The sequence below is a fragment of the Burkholderia sp. Bp8991 genome (assembly GCF_003853795.1).
Lineage (GTDB): Bacteria > Pseudomonadota > Gammaproteobacteria > Burkholderiales > Burkholderiaceae > Burkholderia.
The window spans coordinates 15,327-41,551 of sequence record NZ_QTQJ01000017.1 but is presented as its reverse complement, the minus strand read 5'-3'; the positions used below and the strand labels follow the sequence as shown (position 1 = coordinate 41,551).

Below are 26,225 nucleotides of genomic sequence, written 5' to 3'. Positions count from 1 at the left end.
CCGACCCTGCGATGATGCATGCGCCCGTAGTTCCGGAACATTCGAGTATCGAGGAGAACACCTGATGAAGTTGGATTGGCGTAAAGTGGCCGCGCACGCGGTAGTGGCGGCATCGGCCGTGGCGGCAGGCAGCGCGATGGCAGCGGATCTGAAGGAGATCCGGTTCGGCGTCGAGGCCTCGTACGCGCCGTTCGAATACAAGACGCCCGACGGCAAGCTGACCGGCTTCGACATCGACATCGGCAACGCGGTGTGCGCGAAGCTGAAGACGAAGTGCGTGTGGGTCGAGAACGACTTCGACGGCCTGATCCCCGCGCTGCAGGCGCGCAAGTTCGACGCGATCAACTCGGACATGACGATCACCGACCAGCGCAAGCACGCGATCGCGTTCACCGATCCGATCTACACGATCCCGAACCAGCTGATCGCGAAGCAGGGCAGCGGCCTGCAGCCGACCCCGCAAGCACTGAAGGGCAAGCGCGTCGGCGTGCTGCAGGGCACGATCCAGGAAGCGTACGCGAAGAAGAAGTGGGCGCCGGCCGGCGTCGAAGTCGTGCCGTACCAGACGCAGGACCTGGCCTACGCCGACCTGAAGTCGGGCCGTCTCGACGCGGCGTTCCAGGATTCGGAGGCGGGCTCGAAGGGCTTCCTGTCGAAGCCGCAAGGCCAGGGCTTCGGCTTCGCCGGCGGAACGGTCAGCGATGCCGAGATCCTCGGTTCGGGCGTCGGCTTCGGTCTGCGCAAGAACGACGCGGCGCTGAAGACCGCGCTCGATCAGGCGCTGAAGGAACTGAAGGCCGACGGCACGATCGACAACCTCGCGAAGAAGTACTTCAGCGTGCCGGTCACGCTCAAGTAAGCATTTCGATCCGTCGTACCTGCAGCCGGCCGCTTTTGCGGCCGGTTTGCTTTTGGGGCGCCGCCCGCATCACGCCGATTACGCGGGAAAGAACCGCCCCAGTTCGCGCGCGAGTTCGTTGAGCACGCTCATCTCCTGCTGCGTGATCTTGCGCGCCGGCTGCGCGCCGGCCCAGTCGCCGTACAGCAGGCCGACCGTTTTCGCGCCGACGCGCACCGGCAGAAGCACGAACGCGCGCGTGTCCGGAAGCGCGTCGAGATACCACGCGGGCAGGCGCTTCACCATCTTCGGGTCCTGCGCCTGCTCGATGAAGATGCCGACCGAGTTCGTGATCGCGAGATGGAATACGTCCGGCTCGAAGCGCTCGTCGAAGCACAGCCGGTCGAGCGCCGCATCGACGCCCGGGCCGAAGCCGAGACGCGCGGCGAACGCGCCGTCTTCCCGGCGCACGAACATCACGGTGCGCGTGAACGCGAGGCCCGCGAGCAGGCTTTCCGACGCGAGCGCGAGCACCGGCGTCAGCACGTGCTCGGACGGCAGCGCGCGCAGGTCCGCGAGACCGGCCTCGAGGCATGCCTCGGGATCGGGCTGCGCCCGCGCGATCGCGTCGGCGTTCGCGCGCAACTCGACGATCTCGCGCATCACGGTGTCGCTCGCTTCCTCGGATGCGAGCCGGTCGGCGATCGCCACCAGCGCGTCGGCGTCGATGTCCAGCTCCTGGCCGTAGTGCTGCGCGAGCACCGCGATGTGCGCGTCGCGCTGCGGCCCCGCGGGCATCGCGAGCGCACCGGCGACATCGGTCGAGCAGCGGCTCACCGCGCGCAGCCAGCGTACGCGGCCGGGGCTGTCGTCGGCGCACGCGTCGCGGGAGCGCTGGCGATCGGCGTCGTCATCGTCCTCGTCGAGGCTCGCGGCATGCGCGGTACTGCCGTCGCCGTCGGCCATCCCGGCGCGGATCACGTCGGGCAGCCGCCAGTTCGCGGCGGCCTCGATACCGATCTCGTCGAAGCCGACGCCGAGCACGTCGATGCACGCGGCCGCATCGTCGCCGTCCAGCTCGGCGGCGCGACGGCGGATCCGGTCCCATTCGCTGTCGAGGTAGCAGACCACCAGCAGCTTGCCGACCTGGCGCATCAGCGTGCAGACGACGGCTTCCTCGCCGCCGCGCAGCTCCGCATGCTCGGTGAGCTTGCGCGCGACGCAGCCGGACAGCAGCGCGCGGTTCAGCTCGAGCTTCGCGTCGATGCGGCGCGGCGTGCTGTGGTGGAAGTGGTCGACGAGCTTCAGCCCGACGACCAGATGGCCGACCGTGTCCATGCCGAGCACCATCAGCGCCCGCGTGACGGTCGTGATGTTGCCGCCGAACGCCATGTACATCGCGGAATTGGCGAGCCGCAGGACTTTCTGCGTGAGCGCGAAATCCGACAGCACGACGCGCACGAGCGCGGTGAAGTCGAGGTCGTCGTTCTTCATCGCGGCCATCGTCGCGCGCAGCGATTCCGACAGCAGCGGGAAGTCGCCCCGTTCGTTCATCCGGGCCCACAGCTTGTCGAGCAGCGCCGTGCGGGGCAGGTGTGCGGTGATTGACATACGGATCTATCCGGTTCGCCGCGCGCGTCAGGCGGCGTGCAGGCGCAGCTGCTGCGCCTCGAAGCGCCGTGCGAGTTCCTCGGACGGCAGCGCCTGGCACACGAGCCAGCCCTGGATGTGGTTGCAGCCCATCTCGGTCAGCAGTTCGCGCTGTGCCTCGGTCTCGACGCCTTCCGCGACGAGTTCGAGATCGAGCGTCTGCGCGAGGCCGACCACCGCCGACACGATCGCGCGGTCGTTGCGCGACGTCAGCAGGTTCTCGACGAAGCTGCGGTCGATCTTCAGCTTCGCGAGCGGGAAGCGCTGCAGGTAGGCGAGGCTCGAATAGCCGGTGCCGAAATCGTCGATCGCGAAGCGGATGCCGAGCTCGGTCAGCTCCTCGAGCAGCCCCTTTGCCTGCACGGGGTCGTGCATCAGCAGGCTTTCGGTGATTTCCAGCACGATGCGGCGCGGATCGATGCCCGTCAGCGCGATCGCCTCGCGCACGCTCTGCGTGAAGCGCGGGTCGCGGAACTGCTGCGGCGACACGTTGACCGCCACGTACTGCAGCGCGAGCCCCTGGCGATCCCAGGCGACGAGCTGCATGCACGCGGCCTTGAGCACCCAGTTGCCGAGATAGTTGATCAGGCCGATCGATTCGGCGAGCGGAATGAAGGTCGCCGGCGGCACGAGGCCGTGCACCGGATGACGCCAGCGGATCAGCGCCTCGACGCCGTCCACCGCCCCCGACTGGCTGCGCGTGATCGGCTGGAAGTGGAGCGAGAACTCGCCGTTGCGCACGCCGTCGTACAGGTCGGCTTCGAGCTTGAGCCGCTCGGCGTCGGCCGGATCGTCGACCGGCGCGTGAAACGCGAGCGCGTTGCCGCCCGAGGCCTTCGCCTGCGCGAGGGCGTGGTCGGCGCGGCGCAGCAGCGGGCTGTGATGCTGCGCGCGATGGGGCGCAGCCCGTTCGTCCGGGTACACGGCGATGCCGATGCTCGCGGACAGGTGGACGGTCTGCCCCTGGTACGCGTAAGGTTCGCGCACCGCGGCCTGCAGCCGGCGCGCGAGCGCGTCCGCGGCATTGCTCGCGTGTGCGCGGTCCGGTGCGGTGAGCACGACCGCGAACTTGTCGCTCGCGACACGCGCGAGTTGCTCGCCGGGCGCGACGAGCGCCTGCAGCCGCTGCGCGGTGTCGCGCAACAGCGTGTCGCCGGCGTCGTAGCCGAGCGCGCGGTTGATGCGCTGGTAGTCGTCGAGGTCGAGCAGCAGCAGGGCGGCACAGGTGCCGCTTTCGTCGGCGGCCTGCTGGGCGCGCATCAGCGCCGGCACGAGTGCGGACAGGTTGCCGAGCCCCGTCATCGGGTCGTGGTGCATCTCGTACGTCAGGCGGGCCTCGAGCGCACGCCAGGCCGACACGTCGAACGCCGCGATCGCGAAGCCGTCGACGCCGTGGTGGCGGCTCTTGAACGCGCGGACCTCGACGTCGAGCGGATAGGTGAGCGACTTGACGATGCACATCGTCGCCTTCTCGACCTGGCCGGAGCGCGCGGCGCGTGCAAGCAGGCCTTCGAGCGTCGCGGTATCCTGTTCCGCGATCAGGTCGCGCAGCGTCAGCGTGTGCAGGTAGTCGCGGTGATAGCCGATGAAGCGCAGGCTCGCATCGGACACGTACAGGAAACGCAGCTCGCGGTCGACATGGGCGAGGAAGTCCACCGTGCCGACCGTCTGTTCCAGCCAGTTGCGCACGGTGTCGTCGCGGCGCGGCGCGCCGGCGCGCGCAGGCATCAGCGCGCCGCCCGACCAGGCGAAGCGGCGCAGCGTATGCAAGGCATTGCGCCAGGAGCCCTTGCGTGGCGTCTGTTTCCTGTTGGCTTCCATGTGTCTCGCTGACGTGAAGGGCTGGAACTGGTTGTCCGGAAGAAATAACGGCAGGCTGCGCGAAATCTTTAACCGGCCGGCCGCGGCTGGCACGGCCGCTGGACCGGGTCGCGCACATCGGCGTTCGACAGGCGAACGCCGATACGGCCTACATCGAGGCTGACTTTATAAGAAATGAGGACGCAGATGAAGCGAAAACTATGGGTGGGCGCCGCGGCGGCGCTGCTGGTGGCCGGCCATGCGCGGGTCGCGCTGGCGGAACTGAAGCCGGGCGACGCGGCGCCCCCTTTCACGACGCAGGCGTCGCTGGGCGGCAAGACTTACACGTACTCGCTGGCCGATGCGCTGAAGCACGGACCGGTCGTGCTGTACTTCTACCCGGCCGCGTTCACGAAGGGCTGCACCATCGAGGCGCATGCGTTCGCGGATGCGGTCGATCGTTACAAGGCTTACGGCGCGACGGTGATCGGCGTATCCGCGGACAACATCGACACGCTGACGAAGTTCTCGGTGAGCGAGTGCCGCAGCAAGTTCCCGGTCGCGGCCGATCCGGACGCGAAGATCATCCGCGAATACGACGCGAAGCTGCCCGCGCTCGATCGCGCGAACCGCGTGTCCTACGTGATTTCGCCGGAAGGGAAGGTGTTGTACGAATATACGAGCCTGTCGCCCGACAAGCATGTCGAGAACACGCTCGGCGCGGTGAAGGCGTGGGCCGACGCGCATCCGAAGCCGTAAGCAGCCATCCGCAGGCGGTCAGCCCGCCGTAAAGCGGCCCGCTTCGCGGGCCGCAGGCGCGATGACACGCGGCCGCCCCGTGGCGGCGCGGGCAGGCCGGGCAAGCGTCAGGCGCGCAATGCCTGTTCGATCGGCACGCTGCCGCCGACGAAGCCGATGACCTTGCGCGAAATGCCCAGCTTGATCGCCTCGATCGCGGCCCACGCGACATCCTGGCGCGACACCGGCGGCGCTGCGTCGAGCGGCTCCTCGGTCAGCGCGATCTTGCCGACGCCCGGGCCGTCCGCGAGCGGGCCGGGGCGCAGGATCACGTAATCGATGCCCGACGCGATCACGCGGTCGTCACCTTCGCGCTTCATCTGCGAGTAGTGGCGCAGCGCGTCGCCGCTGCGCTCCGGCCAGTACGCGGTCAGCGAACTGATCACGACCAGCTTCTGCACGTTGTAGGCGAGCGCATGCTCGGCCGCGCGCGCGACCGCGTCGCGGTCGATCTGCTCCTCTTCGGCGGCGCCTTCCGATTCCGCCGAGCCGGCCGCGTAGATCACGTGCGTGATGCCCTGGAACGCGTGCGAGAAATCGCCCGTCAGATCGGCCTCGACGACCTTCGCGCCCGGCAGCGCATAGCCGTGCCGGCGCACCAGCGCAGTCACCTCGAATTCCGGCTGCTCCAGCAGCAGATCCGCGCAGGCCCGGCCGGTGCGGCCGGTCGCGCCAATCAGCAATACCTTCGTCGTCATGAAACCGCTCCTTGCTCGATGCGTCGTCCTTCCAGATAGGGACGGACGACCGATACTCAAGTGTATGTCGATCGGGGCGGCGGCGCTCGGGTAATTGGGGCTGTACCGCACCGAAACGGCCGGCGCGGCGCCCCGTCTCCGCGCGCTCGCGCGCACGGATCGCGGAATCGCCCCGCCGACCGGCTATCATGTGCGCGATGCATTTTTCGCCGCCAGGCAATACAACGCGGCGACCAACCGGTTGGAGTACACATGGCATTACCCCTGGACAACGTCAGCATGGCCGTATTCTGCGACTTCGAGAACGTCGCGCTCGGCGTGCGCGACGCGAAGTACGAGAAATTCGACATCAAGCCCGTCCTGGAGCGGCTGCTGCTGAAGGGCAGCATCGTCGTGAAGAAGGCGTATTGCGACTGGGAGCGCTACAAGGGCTTCAAGGCCTCGATGCACGAGGCGAGCTTCGAGCTGATCGAGATTCCGCACGTGCGCCAGTCGGGCAAGAATTCGGCCGACATCCGGCTCGTCGTGGACGCGCTCGATCTCTGCTACACGAAGTCGCACGTCGATACGTTCGTGATCATCAGCGGCGACTCGGATTTCTCGCCGCTCGTGTCGAAGCTGCGCGAGAACGCGAAGAAGGTGATCGGGGTCGGCGTGAAGAAGTCGACGTCGGACCTGCTGGTCGCGAACTGCGACGAATTCATTTTCTACGACGACCTGGTGCGCGAGCAGCAGCGCGCGCTGGCGAAGCGCGAACAGCAGCGCACCGGCAACGGCGGCGCGAAGCGCGCCGACGAGCCGTCGCGCAAGCCGGAACTGGAAGTGCGCCGCAGCGAGGCGATCGCGCTCGCGGTCGAGACGTTCGATGCGCTGGCGTCGGAGCGCGACGACGTCGGCAAGATCTGGGCGTCGGTGCTCAAGAGCGCGATCAAGCGCCGCAAGCCGGACTTCAACGAGTCGTATTACGGTTTCCGCGCATTCGGCAACCTGCTCGACGAAGCGCAGGCGCGCGGCCTGCTCGAGGTGGGACGCGACGACAAGTCGGGCGCGTTCGTGTCGCGGCCGCGCCAGTCCGCGGCGGCGGCCGAGCCGGTGGCGGCGGCGCGCGATACGGGCGGCGCGCAGCACGGTCACGGCGGGCGCCACGGGGAAGCCGCAACGGCCGAGCGCGAGCCGCGACGCCGCGGGCAGCAGGCGGAAGCGGCTGTCGGTGAAAGCGTGCGGGCCGATGCCGACGACGCGGACGTCGTCGACTTCGTGAACGAAGCGGCGCTCGTGCCGGCCGCGACGGCCGACGCGAATGAAGCGACCGACACGCACGGTGACGCGAAGGATGGCCGCAAGCGCGCGCGCAAGACCGCGGCGAAGAAGGCGGGGGCGAAGAAGGCCGGCGTGAAGCAGGCGGGCGATGCGAAGGGGGCCGGCCGTCACACGGCGGCGAATCCGGACGAGGCCGCGCACGGCGGTGCGAAGCACGGTGGCGACAAGCATGCGGAAGGCAAGCATGCAGAAGCGACACATCGCGACGCGGAGCACGGCGAGGACCGGCACGTCGCGGCGCAGCACGCGGCGCCGACGGCCGGCGAGTACGGTGCCTCGGCGGCTGCCGCGCAGCCGTCGCACGAAGCCGCACCGACCGCCGAATCGACCGTTGAAGCGGCCGCCGACGCAGCAGCCGGCGCCAAGCCGAAGAAGCCGGCCCGCAAGACGGCGACCCGCGCGCGCCGTCCGCGCAAGACGGCTGCCGCCGCCGAGTAACGGAGTCAGCGGGCGTCAGCGGGCGTCCGGGCGGGACGGCGTCCGACCGAGGGCGCTGCCCGTGCCGCCGCGTCGGCCGGTGCAACACCGGCCGACGCGCTTCGTTATCCGTTCAGCACGTACGGCCGCGTCATCACCTCGAGGAAGTGACCGTCCGGATCGTCGAAATACACACCACGACCGCCGTCATGGCGGTAGATCTCACCGGGCTGCCGCTTCGCCGGATCCGCCCAGTGCGGCAGGCCGCGCGCACGAATGCGCGCGAACACGCGATCGAAGCCGGCCTCGTCGGTCAGGAACGCGTAGTGCTGGGCCGTGATCTCCCCCTCTTTTTCATAAAAATCGAGCGACACGCCGTTGTCGAGCCGGACGACCAGCATCGCGCCGAACGGCGTCGGCGGCGGCAGTTCCAGAAGTTCGGTGAGGAAGCGGCTCGATGCGTGCTTGTCGCGGCACCAGACGATCGTATGGTTCAGCTGGACGTTCATGGCGGGTCCCCGGGACGGGGCGCGAGGGTGGGCATGAACACACGATAGTCGATCACCGCCGGCGTGCAAGCCGGATGGGCGGCGAGCGCGGCGGCCACGACGGCGGCTGGTGCGGCGGCCATCAGCGAATCGTCGTCTGCAACGATCTGGACGATCGGCTACTTTTTCGGGAGCAAAGGTCATTGGCGTGGCTTTTTGCGCCGCCAAGAATCCCTGTCAACCATCGCCGCCATCCGCCGGATGACGAACCGGCGATGCGCAACAGGGAGACAGACGATGCGCTTCACGCTGAACGGCCAGCCGTTCGATTTCGACGGCGATCCCGATACGCCGCTGCTGTGGGTCATACGCGACACGGCCCGGCTCACCGGCACCAAATACGGCTGCGGCATCGGCGCGTGCGGTGCCTGCACCGTGCATCTCGACGGCGAGGCCGCACGCTCGTGCGTGCTGCCGGCCGCGAGCGTCGCGGGTCGCGCGGTCACGACGATCGAGGGGCTGTCGCACGATCGCTCACACCCGGTGCAGCGCGCGTGGATCGAGAAGGACGTGCCGCAGTGTGGCTACTGCCAGTCGGGGATGGTGATGGCCACCGCCGCGCTACTCGCGCGGCATCGCAAGCCGACCGACGCGCAGATCGACCAGGCCGTCACGAACCTGTGCCGCTGCGCGACCTATCAACGCATTCGCGAGGCCATCCATGTCGCGGCCGGCTGACGCGGTGCGGGTGCGGCACACGCCGAATGCATCGCGGCGCGTATTCCTGAAGGGCGGCGTCGCGCTGGCGGGCAGCCTGCTGCTGCCGCTCGCGATCGGCGACGTCGTGCAGGCGGCCGGCGACGGCGCACGCTTTCGCGAGATCAACGACTGGGTGCGCGTCGACGCTGACGGCACGACGATCATCGGCCTGTCGCAAGCCGAAGTCGGGCAGGGCGTCTACACGGGGCTGCCGCAGGTGCTCGCCGACGAGATGGATGCTGACTGGCGCAGCGTGACGATCGAATTCGTCACGGGGCGCGACGCGTACCGGATCGACGCCGCGAACGAGGCGCCGCAGCAGTTCGTCGGCGCATCGATGTCGGCGACGATGTTCTACACGCGGCTGCGCATCGCGGGCGCGCAGGCGCGCTCGGCGTTCCTGCGGGCCGGTGCCGCGCGGCTCGGCGTGCGCGACACGCAGTGCGTGACGCGCGACGGCCGTGTCATCCATGCGCCGAGCGGCCGGTCGCTGTCATATGGCGAACTCGTCGATGCCGCCGCGAAGCTGCCGCACGACCCGCAGCCGCGCCTGAAGCCGGAATCCGCGCACACGCTGATCGGTCGTCCGCTGCACAAGCTCGACGTGCCCGCGAAAGTCGACGGCAGCGCGATCTACGGCATCGACGTGCAGGTGCCCGATATGCTGGTCGGCGCGCTGGCGATGGCGCCGACGCTGAACGGCCGGCCGACGGCCGTGAACAATCGCGATGCGTTGCGTGCGATGCCCGGCGTCGCGGACGTCGTGCTCGCGAAGGACGCGGTGATCGTTGTCGCGCACACCTACTGGCAGGCGAAGAAGGCGTGCGATGCGGCGGACATCGTGTGGGATGCGGGCCCGACGCCGGCGTTCGACAGCGCGACGATTCTCGCGCAGTGCAAGGGCGCGCTGCAGGCGGAGCACGCGGCGGTCGCGACGACGATCGGCGAGCCCGCTCGCCGGCTCGCCGAGGCCGGCACGCTCGTCGAAGCCGACTACCACACGCCGTACATCGTTCACGCGACGATGGAGCCCGTCAACGCGACCGTGCACGTGCGGGCGGACGAGATCGAGGTGTGGGGGCCGATCCAGGGGCAGGACAAGGTGCGCTGGGCGCTGTCGGCGCTGTTCGGCATGCCGGCCGAGCGCATCATCGTCAACACGACGTTTCTCGGCGGCAGCTTCGGCCGCAAGTACGTGCCCGATTTCGTCGTGCATGCGGCCGTCGCGTCGAAAGCGGTGGGGCGGCCGGTGAAGGTGATCCGCTCGCGCGAGGACGATATCCGTCACGGCTTCTATCGGCCGTGCGCGTCTGCGCGGTTGCGCGCCGCGCTCGGTAGCGACGGGCTGCCGGTCGCGCTGCATGCGCGCGTCGCCGGCCACTCGCTGTATGCGGCGATCAAGCGCGACCGCTACGAGAAGGCGGGTGCCTGGGACGAGACGATGCTCGACGGCTTGTACGACCTTTGCTACGACGTGCCGAACCTGCTGGTCGACTCGGTCACGGTGATGCAGCCGATTCCGGTCAGCTTCATGCGCAGCGTCGGCAGCACGTCGACGGTGTTTTTCCTCGAGAGCTTTGTAAACGAACTCGCGCACACGGCGCGGGCCGACCCCGTGCGATACCGGCGCGCGTTGCTCAAGCACGACCCGCTCGCGCTGCGCGTGCTCGACGCGACGGCCGCGCGCGCGAACTGGTTCGGCCGCGCGCCGGCCGGCCTGTCGCGCGGCGTCGCGTATTCGTTGTACACGGGGCGCGGCGGCGCGTTCCGCACGTACGTCGCGACGATCGCCGAGGTGCGCGTGACGGGCGGCAACGTGAAGCTCGAGCGGATCGTGTGCGGGATCGACTGCGGCCGCGCGATCAATCCGCTGCTGATTCGCGAGATGGTCGAAGGCGGCGTCGGCTTCGCGCTGACCAATACGTTCCGAAGCGAGATCACGTTCGCGCACGGCGCGGTCGTGCAGCGCAATTTCGCGGACTACCCGCTGCTCGGTCTGGCCGCGATGCCGAAGATCGACGTCGTGATCGTCGACAGCGATCGCGACCCGCAAGGCTGCGGCGAAGTCGCGTTGCCGCCGGTCGCACCGGCCGTCGCCGACGCGATCTGGCATGCGACCGGCGAGCGGCCGCGCTCGATGCCGTTCGCCACGCCGCTCGTGACCTGAGCTTTCCGGTGTTCCCCCAAGGCCGGCGGCGTGCGATGCGACGCCGGTCAATATCAAGCATAACTACACGACTGGTCTGGAGAATTCCATGAAAACCTTCCGCACGGCCGCGACGGCCGTTTCGTTCGCGGCGGCCGCCGCTGCCGTGTCGCCGGGCGCGCATGCGCAGAGCAGCGTGACGCTGTACGGCATCGTCGATACCGGCGTCCAGTACTACAACAACGCGGCGGGCGGCGGCTCGGTCGCCGGCATGCCGTCGCTGACCGGCGAGGTGCCGTCGCGCTTCGGGTTGCGCGGCGTCGAGGATCTCGGCGGCGGCTATCGCGTGTTCTTCGTGCTCGAGAACGGCTTCGCGCTGAACTCGGGCGCGCTGAACTACGGCGGCCGGCTCTTCGGCCGGCAGGCGAACGTCGGCATCGAATCGCCGTACGGGGCGCTCACCCTCGGGCGGCAGATGAACATGTCGATGCTGGTGCTGCTGAACGCCGACGTGATCGGCCCGTCGATTCATTCGATGGCGAGCTTCGACAGCTATCTGCCGAACGCGCGCAGCGACAACGCGGTCGGCTATCTCGGCCACTTCGGCGGCCTGACGCTCGGCGGCACCTACAGCACCGGGCGCGACGGCGCGGGCCCGGCCGGCCCGTCGGCCACGAACTGCGCGGGCAACGTGGCGGGCGATCCGGTCGCCTGCCGCCAGTACACGATGATGGTCGCGTACGACGCGCCGCAGTTCGGCGCGGCCGCTTCGTACGACGTGATGCACGGCGGCGCGGGTGCGTCGGCGCCGCTGTCGAGCCCCGGCTATACGGACACGCGCACGATCGTCGACGCGTACGTGAAATTCGGCATCGCGAAACTCGGCGCGGGCTGGATCCGCCGTAACACGGCGGCCGCGACGCACAGCCAGTCGGACATCTTCTTCGCGGGCGGCACGGTCTACGCGACGCCGGCGCTATCGTTCGACGCACAGGCGGTGCGCTACCTGCTGCGCGGCCGCTACGACTCGAACCTGTTCGTCGCGCGCGCCAATTACAGCCTGTCGAAGCGTACGATGCTCTATACGTCGGTCGGCTATATGACGAACAGCGCACTCGGCACGTCGGCGGTGGCGGCCGGCGGCACCGTCGGCGCCGGCCGGAACCAGGTCGGCGTGATGGCGGGCATCCAGCAGCGCTTTTGAGCCGGCGGCACGCACCACGGAGACTCCGACGATGACGACTGATCTTCTCAGCGACGTGCTGGCCGATCTGCGGGCCGATGCGGTCGTCACCGGGCGCTTCACGTTGAGCGCACCGTGGGCGATCCGCAAGCCGGCCGTCGCGGGCGCACCGTTTCGCACCTGCGCGGGCAGCCCGTTCTTCCTCTCGGTCGCCGGTGCCGCGCCCGTGCACGTGGGGCCGGGCGACTTCGTGCTGCTGCCGCACGGCGACGAGCACGTGATGGCGTCGTCGCTCGACGAGCCACCGGTGCCGTTCGATACGTTGATGGCGGACAAGGGCATCCGGCCGCGCTTCGACACGCCGCTCGAATTTGCCGCGGGCGGCGGCGGCGCGACCAGCGACCTCTATACCGGGATCGTCATTTATCGCGACCTCGTGCGCAGCCCGCTGTTATCCGTGCTGCCGCCACTGATCCACGTCCGCGCGAACGACGCGGCCGTCGCGCCCTGGCTCGCGAGCACGCTGCAGAGCTTCATCGAGGAGTCGATGGCGTGCCAGCCCGGCTGGGCCGTCGCCGCGACGCGTCTCGCCGACGTGCTGTTCGTGCAGCTGTTGCGCGCGCACCTGCAGTCGTCGGCAAATCATACGGGCTGGCTGCGCGGCCTGACCGATCCGCAGATCGGCCGTGCGATGGCGCTGATGCACCGCGACCCGCGCCGCAACTGGCAGCTCGCGAGTCTCGCGGCCGAGGCCGGCATGTCGCGCTCGCGCTTTTGCGCGCGTTTTGCGGAACTGGTCGGCGAGACGCCGATCGTCCACCTGACCGCCTACCGGATGTATCTGGCGAGCGGCGAGCTCGCGCACGGCAAGCTGCGGCTGATCGAGGTCGCCGAGCGGGTCGGCTACACGTCGGAGAAGGCATTTGCGCGCGCGTTTCATCGCTGGTCGGGAATGGCGCCGCGCCGCTATGCGCGCAACGCAAAGGATCTGTATGACCTCGCGCGACATGGATGACGGCTCGTCGCGCTATCGCGAGCCCGCGCTTGCGCGCAGGCTCGCGATTCTCGAAGCGGCCGCGTGCCGTTACTCCCCGGCCACCGCCGGTCCGCCCGAATTGCCGCGGCGGTTGCGGCGCTTTTCGCCCCACACGCGGAACCGGTCCATGTACAGATAGACGACCGGCGTCGTATAGAGCGTCAGCACCTGCGACATGATCAGGCCGCCGGCGATCGCGATCCCGAGCGGCGCGCGCAGCTCGGCGCCGTCGCCGTGGCCGAACGCGAGCGGCAGCGCGCCGAGGAGTGCCGCCATCGTGGTCATCATGATCGGCCGGAAGCGCAGCAGGCACGCCTCGTGGATCGCATCGAACGACGATTTGTTGCCGTTGCGCGTCTGGTCGATCGCGAAGTCGACCATCATGATCGCGTTCTTCTTCACGATACCGATCAGCAGGATCACGCCGATCAGCGCGATGATGCTGAACTCGGTCTTGAACAGCAGCAGCGCGAGGAGGGCGCCGACGCCGGCCGACGGCAGCGTCGACAGGATCGTGATCGGGTGGATGTAGCTCTCGTACAGGATCCCGAGCACGATGTAGACGGCCAGCAGCGCCGCGAGAATCAGGATCGGCTGGTTGTTCAGCGACTGCTGGAACGCCTGCGCGGTGCCCTGGAAGCTGCCGACGATCGTCGGCGGCACGCCGATCTGCGCCATCGTCTGGTAGATCACCTGGGTCGCCTGCGACAGCGACACGCCCGGCGGCAGGTTGAACGAGATCGTCGTCGCGACGAACAGCCCCTGGTGGTTGACCGACAGCGGCGTCGTGCTCGGGCCGAAGGTCGCGATCGCGGACAGCGGAATCATCGTCGACTTCGACGTCGACACCGCCGCGCCCGACGACGCGCTCGACTTGCCGCTCGACGCGATCGAGTTCAGCGCCTGGTTGCGCGCGGAATCGGACGCGATCGCCGCGGCGCTCGTCGCGGCCGTGCCGGCGCTCGACGTGCCGGCCGAGGTCGCGACGAAGGTGCCGGCCGCCGCGTTGGTGGTCTGCGAGCCGTTCGCGCTGCCGCCCGACGTGCTGATCCACACCTGGTTCAGCATCTCCGGGCTCTGCCAGTATTTCGGCGCGACCTCCATCACGACGTGGTACTGGTTCAGCGGGTTGTAGATCGTCGAGACCTGGCGCTGGCCGAACGCGTCGTACAGCGTGTTGTCGATCTGCGCGGGCTTGATGCCGAGCCGCGCGGCGCTCGCGCGGTCGATCGTCACCATCGCCTCGAGGCCGCCTTGCTGCTGGTCGGAGTTCACGTCGGTCAGCTCGGCGCGCTTTTGCAGCGCCTCGGTCAGGAGCGGCGCCCACTTGTACAGCTCGGCGCTCGAATCGCCGAGCAGCGTGAACTGGTACTGCGCGCTGCTTTGCCGGCCGCCGACGCGGATGTCCTGCGCGGCCTGCAGGAACGTGCGCGCGCCCGCGACGTCCGACAGCGGCCTGCGCAGCTGCTGGATCACCTGGTCGGCCGACAGCTTGCGCTCGGTGCGGTCCTTCAGCGTCACGAACATGAAGCCCGAGTTGGTCTGGGTGCCGCCGGTGAAGCCCGCGACGCTCTTCACGTTCGGGTTCGCCTGCACGATCCGCATCATCTCGGCGAACTTCAGCTTCATCGCCTGGAACGAGGTCGACTGGTCGGCCTGGATGCCGCCGATCATCAGCCCGGTGTCCTGCTGCGGGAAGAAGCCCTTCGGCACGATGATGTACAGGTAGACGTTCAGCCCGACCGTCGCGAACAGGATCAGCAGCACCAGCAGCGGGCGGCGCAGCGCCCACGACAGCGAGCGCTCGTAGCCGAGCTGCATCCGCGTGAAGAAGCGCTCGAGGAAGCGGCCGAGGCGGCCTTCCTCCTGCACCTCGTGAGATTCGCGCAGCAGCCGCGCGCACATCATCGGCGTGACGGTGAGCGACACCGCGAGCGACACGCCGATCGCGAGCGACAGCGTCAGCGCGAACTCGCGGAACAGCCGCCCGACGATGCCGCCCATCAGCAGGATCGGCAGGAACACCGCGACGAGCGAGATGCTCATCGACAGCACCGTGAAGCCGACCTCGCGCGCGCCGTCGAACGCAGCCTGCAACCTCGGCTTGCCGTTCTCGATGTGGCGCGTGATGTTCTCGAGCACGACGATCGCATCGTCGACGACGAAGCCGGTCGCGACGATCAGCGCCATCAGCGACAGGTTGTCGATCGAGAAGCCGAGCAGGTACATCGCGCCGAACGTGCCGATGATCGAGATCGGCACCGCGACGCTCGGGATCAGCGTCGCGCGCCAGTTGCGCAGGAACAGGAACACGACCATCACGACCAGGCTGACCGCGATCAGCAGCGTGTGCTCGGTGTCCTTCAGCGACGCACGGATCGTCGTCGAACGGTCGAGCACCGGCGTGACCGTGATGTCGGCCGGCAGCGACGCGGTGAGCTGCGGCAGCGCCGCGCGCACGCGGTCGATCGTCTCGATGATGTTCGCGCCGGGCGAGCGGTAGAGGATCACGAGCACCGCGCGCTTGCCGTTCGACAAACCGAGGTTGCGCAGGTCCTCGACGCCGTCCACGACCTCGGACAGGTCGGACAGCCGCACGGCCGCGCCTTTGCGGTAAGCGACGACGAGGTCGCTGTACTGCGACGCCTGCGACGCCTGGTCGTTCGTATAGAGCTGGTAGTGCTTCGGGCCGAACTCGATCGCGCCCTTCGGGCTGTTCGCGTTCGCGGACGCGAGCGCGGCCCGCACGTCCTCGAGGCCGATCCCGTAGTGGAACAGCGCGTGCGGCTCGAGCTCGACGCGCACGGCCGGGTTCGCGGAGCCGCTCACCGACACCTGGCCGATCCCGTCGATCTGCGACAGCGACTGCTGCAGTACCGTCGATGCGGCGTCGTACAGTTTCGCGGGCGACGACGTTTCCGACGTGAGCGACACGATCATGATCGGCGAGTCGGCCGGGTTGACCTTGCGATACGTCGGGTTGCTCCTGAGCGACGCGGGCAGGTCGGCGCGCGCCGCGTTGATCGCGGCCTGCACGTCGCGCGCGGCGCCGTCGATGTCGCGGTTCAGCCCGAACTGCAGGGTGATCCGCGCGTTGCCGACGGTACTGGTCGACGTCATTTCGCTGACGTCGGCGATCGAGCCGAGGTGCCGCTCGAGCGGGCTCGTCACGCTGGTCGCGACCGTCTCGGGGCTCGCGCCGGGCAGCGACGCCTGCACCGAGATGGTCGGGAAGTCGACCTGCGGCAGCGGCGACACCGGCAGCCTGATGAACGCGAACAGGCCCGCGAGCGCGACGCCGAGCGCGAGCAGCGTCGTCGCGACGGGGCGGGTGATGAAGGGGCGCGACAGGTTCATGTTGGCACTCGCTGGGCGGCCGCGTGTTCCGACGGATGCGTTTTCGGGAGATGGGGGGGCTGCGCCCCCCCACGCGAACGAAGTGAGCGTGGGGGGCGGTTCATTTACGCACCCGTGTGCTTGCCGGCATCGGCGCCGGGGCCGTGCCGCTCGAACCAGCCGCGCACGCGGCGTGCGAGGCTGTCGAAGCCGAGGTAGATCACCGGCGTCGTGAACAGCGTCAGCACCTGCGACACGATCAGGCCGCCCGCGATCGCGATCCCGAGCGGCTGGCGCAGCTCGGAGCCCGCACCCGCGCCGACGATCAGCGGCACCGCGCCGAGCAGCGCGGCGAGCGTCGTCATCAGGATCGGCCGGAAGCGCAGCAGGCACGCCTGGTAGATCGCCTCGCGCGGCGGCTTGCCTTCGACCCGCTCGGCTTCGAGCGCGAAGTCGATCATCATGATCGCGTTCTTCTTCACGATGCCGATCAGCAGCACGATCCCGATGATCCCGATGATGTCGAGGTCGTGCCCGGTGATCATCAGCGCAAGCAGCGCGCCGACGCCGGCCGACGGCAGCGTCGACAGGATCGTGATCGGGTGGATGTAGCTCTCGTACAGCACGCCGAGCACGATGTACATCGTGACGACCGCCGCGAGGATCAGGAACAGCTGGTTCGACAGCGACGCCTGGAACGCGAGCGCGGCGCCCTGGAAGCGCGTCTGGAACGAGCCGGGCAGGCCGATGTCCTGCTCGGCGGCGCCGATCGCCTTCACGGCCTCGCCGAGCGACGCGCCCGGCGCGAGGTTGAACGAGATCGTCGTCGACGGGAACTGCGACAGGTGCGCGACGAGCAGCGGCGACGGCCGCTCGTGGAACGACGCGATCGACGACAGCGGCACCTGGCCGCCGCCCGCGGACGGCAGGTAGATGTCGCTCAGCGATTCGGCGTAATGCTGCTCCTTCGGCTCCGACTCGAGAATCACGCGATACTGGTTCGACTGCGTGAAGATGGTCGACACGATGCGCTGGCCGAACGCGTCGTACAGCGCGTTGTCGACGGTCGCCGGCGTGATGCCGAAGCGCGCGGCGCTCGCGCGGTCGATCTCGATGTAGACCGACTGGCCGTTGCTCTGCAGGTCGGTCGCGACGTCGGCGAGCGACGGCTCCTTCTGCAGCCGCGTGACGAGCTTCGGCACCCAGGTCGCGAACTCGTCCGGGTTCGGGCTCGTCAGCATGAACTGGTACTGCGTCGGGCTCACGGTCGAGTCGATCGTCAGGTCCTGCACCGACTGCATGAACAGCGAGATGCCGGTCACGTTCGCGACGCGCTGCTGCAGGTCGCGGATGATCTGCGCGGACGATTCGGAGCGGGCGTCGCGCGCCTTCAGGTTGATCAGCATCCGGCCGCTGTTCAGCGTGATGTTGCTGCCGTCGACACCGATGAACGACGTGAGGCTCGCGACGTTCGGATCCTTCAGGATCTCGGCCGCGAGCGCCTGCTGGCGTTCGGCCATCGCGCCGTACGAGATCGACTGCGGCGCCTGCGTGATCGCCTGGATCACGCCGGTGTCTTGCGCGGGGAAGAAGCCCTTCGGTATGAACACGTAGAGCAGGCCGGTCAGCACGAGCGTCAGCACCGCGACGACGAGCGTCGAGCGCTGGCGGTTCAGCACCCATTCGAGCGCGACCCCGTAGCGTGCGATCACCCAGTCGATCGCGCGGTGCACGCGCGCCTCGAAGCGGTGGCTCTCCGGCGGCGGCGAATGGCGCAGCAGCTTCGCGCACATCATCGGCACGAGCGTGAGCGACACGATCGCCGAGATCACGATCGTCACCGCGAGCGTGATCGCGAACTCGTGGAACAGGCGCCCGACCACGTCGCCCATGAACAGCAGCGGGATCAGCACCGCGATCAGCGACACCGTCAGCGAGATGATCGTGAAGCCGATCTGTCTCGAGCCCTTCAGCGCGGCCTCGAGGCCCGTGTCGCCTTCCTCGACGTAGCGCGCGATGTTCTCGATCATCACGATCGCGTCGTCGACGACGAAGCCGGTCGCGATGGTGAGCGCCATCAGCGACAGGTTGTTCAGCGAGAAGCCGGCCATGTACATCACCGCGAGCGTGCCGATCAGCGACAGCGGCACCGACAGGCTCGGGATGATGGTCGCGTAGACGTTCGCGAGGAACAGGTACATCACCAGCACGACCAGCGCGACCGCGAGCAGCAGCTCGAACTGCACGTCGCGCACGGCGGCGCGGATCATCGTCGTGCGGTCGGTGACGATCTGCACGTCGAGCGCGGCGGGCAGCGTCTCCTGCAGCTTCGGCAGCTGCGCCTTGATCGCGTCGACGGTCGCGATCACGTTCGCGCCCGGCTGGCGCTGCACGTTCAGGATGATCGCGGGCTCCGCATTGACCCACGCGCCGAGCTTGGTGTTCTCGGAGCCGGCGACGATCTTCGCGACGTCGGTCAGCATCACCGGGCGGCCGCTCTTGTAGGCGACGACCGCGTCGTTGTATTGATCGGCGCTGGTGAGCTGGTCGTTCGCGTTGATCGTGTACGCGCGCGTCGGGCCGTCGAAGTTGCCCTTCGGCGTGTTCACGTTCAGGTTCGAGATCGTCGTGCGCAGGTCGTCGAGGTTCATCCCGTACTGCGCGAGCGCGGTCGGGTTCGCCTGGATCCGCACGGCCGGCCGGTTGCCGCCCGACAGGCTGACGAGGCCGACGCCCGCGATCTGCGAGATCTTCATCGCGAGACGCGTGTCGGTCAGGTCCTGCACCTGGGTGAGCGGCAGGGTCTTCGACGTGATCGCGAGGGTCAGCACCGGCGCGTCGGCCGGGTTGACCTTCGCGTAGATCGGCGGGGCAGGGAGGTCGGACGGCAGCAGGTTGCCGGCCGCGTTGATCGCGGCCTGCACTTCCTGTTCGGCGATGTCGAGCGGCAGGTCGAGCGAGAACTGCAGCGTGATCACCGACGCGCCGGCCGAGCTTTGCGACGACATCTGGTTCAGCGACGGCATCTGGCCGAACTGCCGCTCCAGCGGCGCGGTGACCGCCGACGTCATCACCTCCGGGCTCGCGCCCGGATAGAAGGTCTGGACCTGGATCGTCGGGTAGTCGACCTCGGGCAGGGCGGCGAGCGGCAGGAAGCGCAGCGCGACGAGACCGGCCAGCATGATCGCCGCCATCAGGAGGGCGGTGCCGACCGGCCGGAGAATGAAGAGGCGGGAGGGATTCATCGAGCGGCCCGCGCGTTACTGGGCCGCGGGGGCCGCTGCCTGCGACGCGCCGTGCTTGTGTCCGCCGCGGCGGGCGGCCGCGCCCGATGCGCCGGACGCCGCGCCGGCGCCGTGCGCGCCCGACGCGCCTTTCGGCTTGTCGGCCGGGATCGTGATCTTCGCGCCTTCGCGCAGCCGGTCGGAGCCGTCGGTGACCACGCGCTCGCCGAGCGCGACGCCGCTGACGATGCTCGTGCGCTCGCCGTCGACCGGGCCGATCGTGACCTTGCGCACCGTCACCGTGTTGTCGGGCTTCACGATGTACACGAACTGGCCGATCGAGCCCGTCAGCACGGCGGCCGTCGGCACGATCGTCGCATCGCGCATCACGTCGACCAGCAGCCGCGCGTTCACGAACTGATTCGGGAACAGCAGCCCTTCCTTGTTATCGAAGGTCGCACGCAGCTTGACCGTGCCGGTGCTGGTGTCGATCTGGTTGTCGAGCGTGGCGAGCGAACCCGTCTCGAGCGGTACCGTGTTGTTGCGGTTGTACGCGGTGACCGACAGTTTCCGGCCCGCGTTCACCTGCTTGACGATCTGCGGCAGGTTGTCTTCCGAAGTCGTGAAGATCACGCTCATCGGCTGCAGCTGCGTGATCACGACGATCCCGTTCGTGTCGCCCGGCGTCACGTAGTTGCCGGGGTCGACCTGGCGCAGGCCGACGCGGCCCGACACCGGCGCCGTGATGCGCGCGTACGCGAGGTTCAGCTTCGCGGAATCGATCGCCGCCTGGTCGGTCTTCACCGTTCCTTCATATTGCTTGACGAGCGATGCCTGGGTGTCGACCGTCTGCGACGCGATCGAATCCTGCGACAGCAGCGTCTGGTAGCGCTTCAGGTCGAGGCGGGCCGTCGCGAGCAGTGCCGAGTCGCGCGCGTGCGTGCCTTCGGCGTTCTCGAGCGCGACCTGGTACGGGCGCGGGTCGATCTGCGCGAGCAGGTCGCCCTTCCTGACGATCTGGCCTTCCTGGAACGCGACCGACTGCAGGTAGCCCGACAGCTGCGTCTTGACCGTAACGCTCGCGAGCGGCGTCACGGTGCCGAGCGCGGACAGCACGATCGGCATCTCGCCCTGCGTCGCGGTCGCGACCGATACCGGTTGCGGAACGTTCGCCATCGCGGCGGGGCCGCCGCGGCCGCGATGGCCGCCGCCTGCGCTCGCGCCGGAGGCCGCGCTGGCCGCCGCCTGCGCGTCGGCCTGCGTGCGGTTCCACGGGTGCCACCACAGCAGGCCGCCGATGACGACGACCGCGAGCGTCCCGATCACCAGCGTGCGGCGCGGTCGGCGCGCGGCGGGGGAGGCGGGATCCTTCGAAGGGGGCGTGGGCTTTTGTTGATTGTCCATCGGGTTCTGTCAGGAAGACGGCTCGGCAGGCCGGGAAACGGGCTCGAAACCGGGCTGGAAAACGGGCCTGGGCGGCGCAGGGGCATGCGGTGCCGGAAGGCCGGCTCGGTCCGGGCCCTTCCGGTCTGCGCGGAAAAAGAAAAGAGCGGTGCGCGCCGCGAATGCGGCGCGACGATGGGCATGATCCTACGTCCCGTCCCCGTTACAGTCCAGTCGTCTATCTTTCAACGGGTTACGGTCGTTACAGAACGCGACGGGGCGATGACGGATCGATTACACGGCGCTGCGCCGGGCCGGCGCGCCGCCGATCTCGCGGGTGATTTTCGCGATGCACTCGTGCAGCGCGGGCACCACGTGTTCCTGCAGCCATTCGGGCGGGCACTGACTCGATGCGCCGCCGCAGTTCACCGAATAGCGCTGGCCCGACGGGCCGACGAACCCGGCCGCGACCGCATTCAGCCCTTCGCGCCATTCGCCGATCGCGATCGCGTGGCCGGCGCGCATCGCGTCCTCGAGGCCGGGGGTCAGGCGCGCCGATACGTGCGGCCAGTCGTCGCCGGCCGTCGCGCGCAGCGCGTCGAGCAGCGTGCGGCGCTCGTCGTCCTCCAGCGCCGCGAGATACGCTCGGCCGACCGCGGTGCGCGCGATGTCCATCCGCGAGCCGATCTCGAGGCGCGTGACGAGCACGGCCGAGCGCGGCCGGATCACGTCGATCGCGACCATGTCGAGCCGGTCGCGCACCGCGAGGTGCACCGACAGCGACGTGCGCTCGGCGAGTTCGATCATGAACGGCCGCGAGCGTGCGCGGATGTCGAAGTTGCGCAGGAAGCCGTGGCTCAGCTCCAGCACCGACGCAGTCAGCACGAAGCGCTCGCTGTCGGGCAGCTGGAACAGGAAGCCGGCGCTGACGAGCGTCGCCGTGATGCGCGACACGGTCGGCTTCGGGATGCCCGTCAATTCGGTCAGCTCGCGGTTGCTGACCGGGGCGTCGGCGGCCGCGATGCGGCGCAGCACGGCGAGGCCGCGCGCGAGCGCGGTGATCTCGTCCGGCGACGATTCGCGGTCTCGGGGCGCGGGAGGCGTTACAGATGTCGACACGAGGGATTCTCTCTATTTCCGAAACTCGATTTCATTTTGTTGGTATTGTAGGATGATTGTCAAAAGATGCATGTTCCATGGGTGAATCGTTCATTCGATGCGATTTTACGGGTTCACCCTTGGTTTATTAGGAAAGTGCTCAAATGAGCATTGCCGGAAAGTGAACAAACCGGTGCAAATACCGCTTGACTTGTCGGGCGGAAACGGAAAGAATGTCTCACGTTTTCGAAACATCGTTTCAGGAGTTTAACCGGCAACGGTGTTTCGCGCAGTCTCTCAGGTTCTAGCACGGCCCTCGGAATGGCTAGAACTTTTTTAGCGCCACGGTCTCCGTGGCGCTTTTTTTTGCCCGTCGTTTCCCGTTGCAGGCCGGCAAGCCCGCCCTCAGGGCCTGAACGCCGCGGTTTCGCCACAGCGAAGTCTACCGCGTCGCCAGCCATCCTCCCCCCGGATCGCCGCGTCGTTCGGCGCCGGACCTTCGTTTCCGTCATTTCGATCATCGGCCGGCCGCGCCGCCGGCATGCCCTCGCCGTGTGCGCCGATCGTGCGGCAAACGATGCTTCCCGTTCGCCGGGGACCCCCTATGCAAAAGTAGGAGGGTGACCCATCCCGGCCTTGCGCGCGCGTCCGCAGAATGCCGGTACGGGCCGTGAAAGCTTCGCGGCCCGCGTCTGCAGCAGAGCATGACGTCCAGCGCGTGTCGCTGGCGGACCCCTTGGATGGAGGTCATATGTTCAGTACCCGCGCGTGTTGCAGCAGTGTGGCGGCACTGTTGCTCCTGATGTGCGCTATTCCATCGTTTGCCCAGTCGTTTCGCGTCCAGTGCCCGTCGACCACGCCGTCCCACCCGACCGCGCTGGCGCCCGGGGTCGGCGAACCCGCGTACACGAAGCCGACCTATACCGGCCAGAATTCCACGTCGACCGGCGCCGTGAACGGCGCGATCAAGTGCCAGCAGATTTCGGGCGGGGACGGCTACGCCACGATGGCCAACGGCGTGCAGACCTACCTGTTCGCGTTCGGCCCGCTGTCCGGGCTCGCGGACATCAAGGCCGGGCTGCCCGGCACGGAGCTCGCGTCGGTGTTCAACACCGTCGGCGATCCCAGGACGGACCCGACCTACAACGGCGCGGTCGGCCTCGCGCCCGATCCGGATGCAGGCGGCGCGCTGACCGGCCACGTCGATCCGCGGCCGATCATGGACATCGGCGTGATGAACGGCAACCAGCCGGCGCCGATGATGGCAATCGACGAGGACGACGAGTTCTTCCTCACGCTCACGAACGTCGGGATGATCATGCGCCCGGACCTGTTCGAGCGGCACACGGTGCACTTCCACGGTTATCCGAACGCGTCGTCGTTCTATGACGGCGTACCGGACGCGTCGGTCGCGATCAACATCGGCGCGAGCTTCACGTACTACTATCTCGCGCCGGATGCGGGCACCTATTTCTGGCACTGCCACATCACGCCGCCGGAGCACCTGCAGATGGGCATGGTCGGCCAGATCTACGTGCGGCCGCGCCAGGACCGGGTGCCGAAAGGCCTGTCGCTGTACCAGGCGCTGGTCACGCAGCAGTCGGACCTGCGCACGCGCTGCGGCAACGACATTCTGTGCTCGACGCCGCTGCCGAAGCAGAACAACGGCCTCGTGCGCGCGGCCAACGCCAACATTCCGGCGACCACGCCGGAAACGCTGTCGCTCTACGCGTACAACGACGGCGACGGCTCGACCGCGTACGACGTCGAGTATCCGATCCAGATCCACGGCTTCGATCCGAACTTCCACTTCGTCGGCATGACGTTCAATCCGGAGCCGTTCACCGACATGAAGGACAAGTTCTTCCTGCTGAACGGCCGCAGCTATCCGGACACGGTGACCGAAGGGGCGATGTCGACACCCGCGTCGGACAGCACGATGCATCCGTCGCAACCGCTGTCGACGCTGATCAACATTCCGGCGGGCGGCCGGGCGCTGTTGCGGATCTCGGATCTCGATGTCACCGAATACCAGACGCTGGCGTCGCTCGGCATCCCGATGCACGTGGTCGCGATCAATGCCCGCCTGCTGCGCGACATGGCCGGCAACAACCTGGCCTACGACACGAACTCGATCACGCTTGGCGGCGGCGAATCGCTCGACCTGATTCTCGACGCCAGCGACAAGACGAAATACCACTCGGGCCAGATCTTCTACCTGTACACGCCGAACCTCGATCACCTGTCGAACGATCAGGAGAACTTCGGCGGCCTGATGACCGAGGTTCACATCTGCCGTGCGGTGGATCCGGTCACGAAGCATTGCACTCTTTGATGACCGGGGCCTGCCCGAGTCGTCGGGCAGGCCCGGCCGGGAAGTCCTGCACTGAGGAGAAAAGCCGTGGGACACATCACTCACCATGCGTGGACCGCGACGCTCGCCCGCCTTGGACGGCTCGCCCGTGTCGGCATCGCGACGCTCGCCGCGTTGCTGTCGATGCACGCGCAAGCTGCGGCGCCGGGCATCACCGGCAAGGTATTCAACCTCACTGCCCAGGAGGCGCGCATCACCCAGCCCGATGGCACGAGCGTTTATTCGTGGGGCTACGGCTGCGCAGCGACCAGTGCGACGCCGCTCGTCTTCTCGCCGTCGACGATTACGGGCGCGACCTGTCCGACGATGCAGATTCCCGGTCCGACGCTGATCGTCAGGCAGGGCGACATCATCACCGTGACGCTCACCAACAACCTGCCGGCGGCGGCCGGCAACACGTCGATGCTGTTTCCCGGCTTCGTCGTGTGCACGGGCACCCTGAGCCCGGACGGCAAGACCTGCAGCGGCACCTCCGGCGTTGCCGGGCTGCTGGCGCAGGAAGCGCAGCACGGCGCGACGGTCACCTACTCGTTCGTCGCGGCGACGCCGGGCACGCATACGTACTACAGCGGCACGCAGGGCGATCTGCAGATCGAGATGGGGCTGTACGGCGCGATCATCGTGCTGCCGAATACGGCGGTCAACACGGCGGGCTGCATGGCGCTGCCGGATTCGGGCAGGCCGTTCGGCCAGCACGATTTCCGCAACGCTGTGGCGGCATACGACAACAGCGCCGCCTGCTACGATCGTGAGTATCTTTTTCAGTTCTCCGAAATGGATCCGCGCATCCATCAGCAGGCTGAGCAGCAGGTCGCCGCGAATACGTCGTGCACCAAGCCGACCGGCTGCATGACCGTCGAGACCGAGCCTTATCACCCGGCGTATTTCATGGTCAACGGCCGCTCGATGCCGGACGACATGGATCCGAACTACGCGCCGCAGTACCCGCACCAGCCGTATAACGGCAACCCGCACATGCATCCGGGCGAACTGGTGCTGCTGCGGATCATCGGTACCGGCCGCTGGCAGCATCCGTTCCACGAGCACGGCAATCACGTGCGCGTGCTGGCGCGCGACGGCAACCTGTTGCTGAGCCCGGCCGACCCGAACCACCCGGCGAATCCGCGGCTGCCGGCCGGCCCGCTGCTGTTCACGACCACCACGACGCCCGGCGCCACGATCGACGGGATTTTCTACTGGACCGGCAAGGGCCTGAACTGGGACGTCTACGCGCACTACGCGGGCGACGGCTCAGTCTGCGTGCCGGACGCGAACGGCTACTACACGACGGCATCGAATCCGCCGGCCCCCCGCGACGCGCCGAATTACTACGAGTGGTGCCAGGACCACGGCAAGGCGCTCGAGAAGGCGCCGTTCGGCAAGGTCGGCAGCGGCGGGCCGGTCACGTTGCCGGACTCGAACATCCTGACGAACGGCTTCTGGTATGGCGGCAGTCCGTATCTCGGACCGGACGCGACCGTGCGTGCGACGGCGCCGACGGGCACCTCGCCGCCGAGCAACACGATCTTGAACCCGCCGGCGACGGAAGCAGGCTTCGCGTTCATGTGGCACTCGCATAACGAGCGCGAGATCACGACGAACAACATCTTCCCCGGCGGAATGATGATGATGATGCTCGTTGATCCTCCGGTATTTCCGATCGACGAATCCAATTAG

17 protein-coding genes are annotated in these 26,225 nt (G+C 68.1%); 9 read left to right on the top strand and 8 right to left on the bottom strand.

From position 1 onward, the window contains the following. Nucleotides 1-64: 64 nt before the first annotated feature. A complete protein-coding gene (locus DIE02_RS20020) occupies nucleotides 65-859 on the top strand; it encodes an ABC transporter substrate-binding protein (protein ID WP_044849131.1) in 795 nt (264 codons plus the stop codon). A 78-nt stretch (nucleotides 860-937) separates the two neighbouring features. Here DIE02_RS20020 and DIE02_RS20015 read toward each other — a convergent pair whose 3' ends face one another. Both DIE02_RS20015 and cdpA read right to left on the bottom strand, forming a co-directional pair. After that, nucleotides 938-2,449: an HDOD domain-containing protein gene (locus tag DIE02_RS20015; protein ID WP_124487397.1), complete on the bottom strand. Its 1,512-nt coding sequence runs from the start codon at nucleotides 2,447-2,449 to the stop codon at nucleotides 938-940. A gap of 27 nt (nucleotides 2,450-2,476) precedes the next feature. Continuing rightward, on the bottom strand, nucleotides 2,477-4,216 hold the full coding sequence (cdpA, locus tag DIE02_RS20010; protein ID WP_193759872.1) for a cyclic di-GMP phosphodiesterase CdpA: 1,740 nt from the start codon (nucleotides 4,214-4,216) through the stop codon (nucleotides 2,477-2,479). 279 nt (nucleotides 4,217-4,495) lie between these two features. On the opposite strand from cdpA, the gene DIE02_RS20005 reads away from it, so the two are divergent. After that, nucleotides 4,496-5,047 carry a peroxiredoxin gene (locus DIE02_RS20005; RefSeq protein ID WP_124487396.1) on the top strand — a complete coding sequence of 184 codons (552 nt, stop codon included), beginning with the start codon at nucleotides 4,496-4,498 and terminating at the stop codon, nucleotides 5,045-5,047. Nucleotides 5,048-5,154: 107 nt separating this feature from the next. On the opposite strand, the gene DIE02_RS20000 is transcribed toward DIE02_RS20005, so the two are convergent. Beyond that, nucleotides 5,155-5,784, bottom strand: coding sequence for an SDR family oxidoreductase (locus DIE02_RS20000; RefSeq protein WP_124487395.1), 630 nt, complete (start codon nucleotides 5,782-5,784; stop codon nucleotides 5,155-5,157). A gap of 252 nt (nucleotides 5,785-6,036) precedes the next feature. Between DIE02_RS20000 and DIE02_RS19995 the strand changes: the two genes are divergently transcribed. Continuing rightward, nucleotides 6,037-7,542, top strand: a complete 1,506-nt coding sequence (locus DIE02_RS19995; RefSeq protein WP_124521891.1) for an NYN domain-containing protein — start codon at nucleotides 6,037-6,039, stop codon at nucleotides 7,540-7,542. Nucleotides 7,543-7,646: 104 nt separating this feature from the next. On the opposite strand, the gene DIE02_RS19990 is transcribed toward DIE02_RS19995, so the two are convergent. Then, complete coding sequence (locus DIE02_RS19990) at nucleotides 7,647-8,030, bottom strand: VOC family protein (RefSeq protein WP_409362226.1); 384 nt, start codon at nucleotides 8,028-8,030, stop codon at nucleotides 7,647-7,649. A 276-nt stretch (nucleotides 8,031-8,306) separates the two neighbouring features. On the opposite strand from DIE02_RS19990, the gene DIE02_RS19985 reads away from it, so the two are divergent. The 4 genes from DIE02_RS19985 to DIE02_RS19970 all read left to right on the top strand — a co-directional run bounded on the left by DIE02_RS19985 (nucleotide 8,307) and on the right by DIE02_RS19970 (nucleotide 13,112). Beyond that, a complete protein-coding gene (locus tag DIE02_RS19985) occupies nucleotides 8,307-8,747 on the top strand; it encodes a (2Fe-2S)-binding protein (protein WP_124487393.1) in 441 nt (146 codons plus the stop codon). Then, nucleotides 8,731-10,935, top strand: a complete 2,205-nt coding sequence (locus DIE02_RS19980) for a molybdopterin cofactor-binding domain-containing protein (RefSeq protein ID WP_124521889.1) — start codon at nucleotides 8,731-8,733, stop codon at nucleotides 10,933-10,935. Before DIE02_RS19985 ends, DIE02_RS19980 begins: the two co-directional genes overlap by 17 nt. 88 nt (nucleotides 10,936-11,023) lie before the next feature. Further along, on the top strand, nucleotides 11,024-12,118 hold the full coding sequence (locus tag DIE02_RS19975) for a porin (protein ID WP_124487391.1): 1,095 nt from the start codon (nucleotides 11,024-11,026) through the stop codon (nucleotides 12,116-12,118). Nucleotides 12,119-12,149: 31 nt separating this feature from the next. Continuing rightward, a complete protein-coding gene (locus DIE02_RS19970) occupies nucleotides 12,150-13,112 on the top strand; it encodes an AraC family transcriptional regulator (protein WP_124487390.1) in 963 nt (320 codons plus the stop codon). A 69-nt stretch (nucleotides 13,113-13,181) separates the two neighbouring features. Here DIE02_RS19970 and DIE02_RS19965 read toward each other — a convergent pair whose 3' ends face one another. The 4 genes from DIE02_RS19965 to DIE02_RS19950 form a co-directional block, all read right to left on the bottom strand. Beyond that, entirely contained in the window at nucleotides 13,182-16,490 is a 3,309-nt protein-coding gene (locus tag DIE02_RS19965; RefSeq protein WP_124487389.1) for an efflux RND transporter permease subunit, read from the bottom strand. Nucleotides 16,491-16,594: 104 nt separating this feature from the next. Then, the gene (locus tag DIE02_RS19960; RefSeq protein WP_044848932.1) at nucleotides 16,595-19,714 is read right to left on the bottom strand and encodes an MdtB/MuxB family multidrug efflux RND transporter permease subunit; all 3,120 of its coding nucleotides are present in this window, start codon (nucleotides 19,712-19,714) and stop codon (nucleotides 16,595-16,597) included. 15 nt (nucleotides 19,715-19,729) lie between these two features. Then, entirely contained in the window at nucleotides 19,730-21,097 is a 1,368-nt protein-coding gene (locus tag DIE02_RS19955) for an MdtA/MuxA family multidrug efflux RND transporter periplasmic adaptor subunit (RefSeq protein ID WP_124487388.1), read from the bottom strand. Between the two features lie 273 nt (nucleotides 21,098-21,370). Then, entirely contained in the window at nucleotides 21,371-22,195 is an 825-nt protein-coding gene (locus tag DIE02_RS19950) for an IclR family transcriptional regulator (protein ID WP_124487387.1), read from the bottom strand. 730 nt (nucleotides 22,196-22,925) lie between these two features. Here DIE02_RS19950 and DIE02_RS19945 point away from each other — a divergent pair. Together DIE02_RS19945 and DIE02_RS19940 are read left to right on the top strand one after the other, a co-directional pair. Continuing rightward, entirely contained in the window at nucleotides 22,926-24,509 is a 1,584-nt protein-coding gene (locus DIE02_RS19945; RefSeq protein ID WP_124521887.1) for a multicopper oxidase family protein, read from the top strand. A gap of 66 nt (nucleotides 24,510-24,575) precedes the next feature. Continuing rightward, a complete protein-coding gene (locus tag DIE02_RS19940) occupies nucleotides 24,576-26,225 on the top strand; it encodes a multicopper oxidase domain-containing protein (RefSeq protein WP_124521885.1) in 1,650 nt (549 codons plus the stop codon).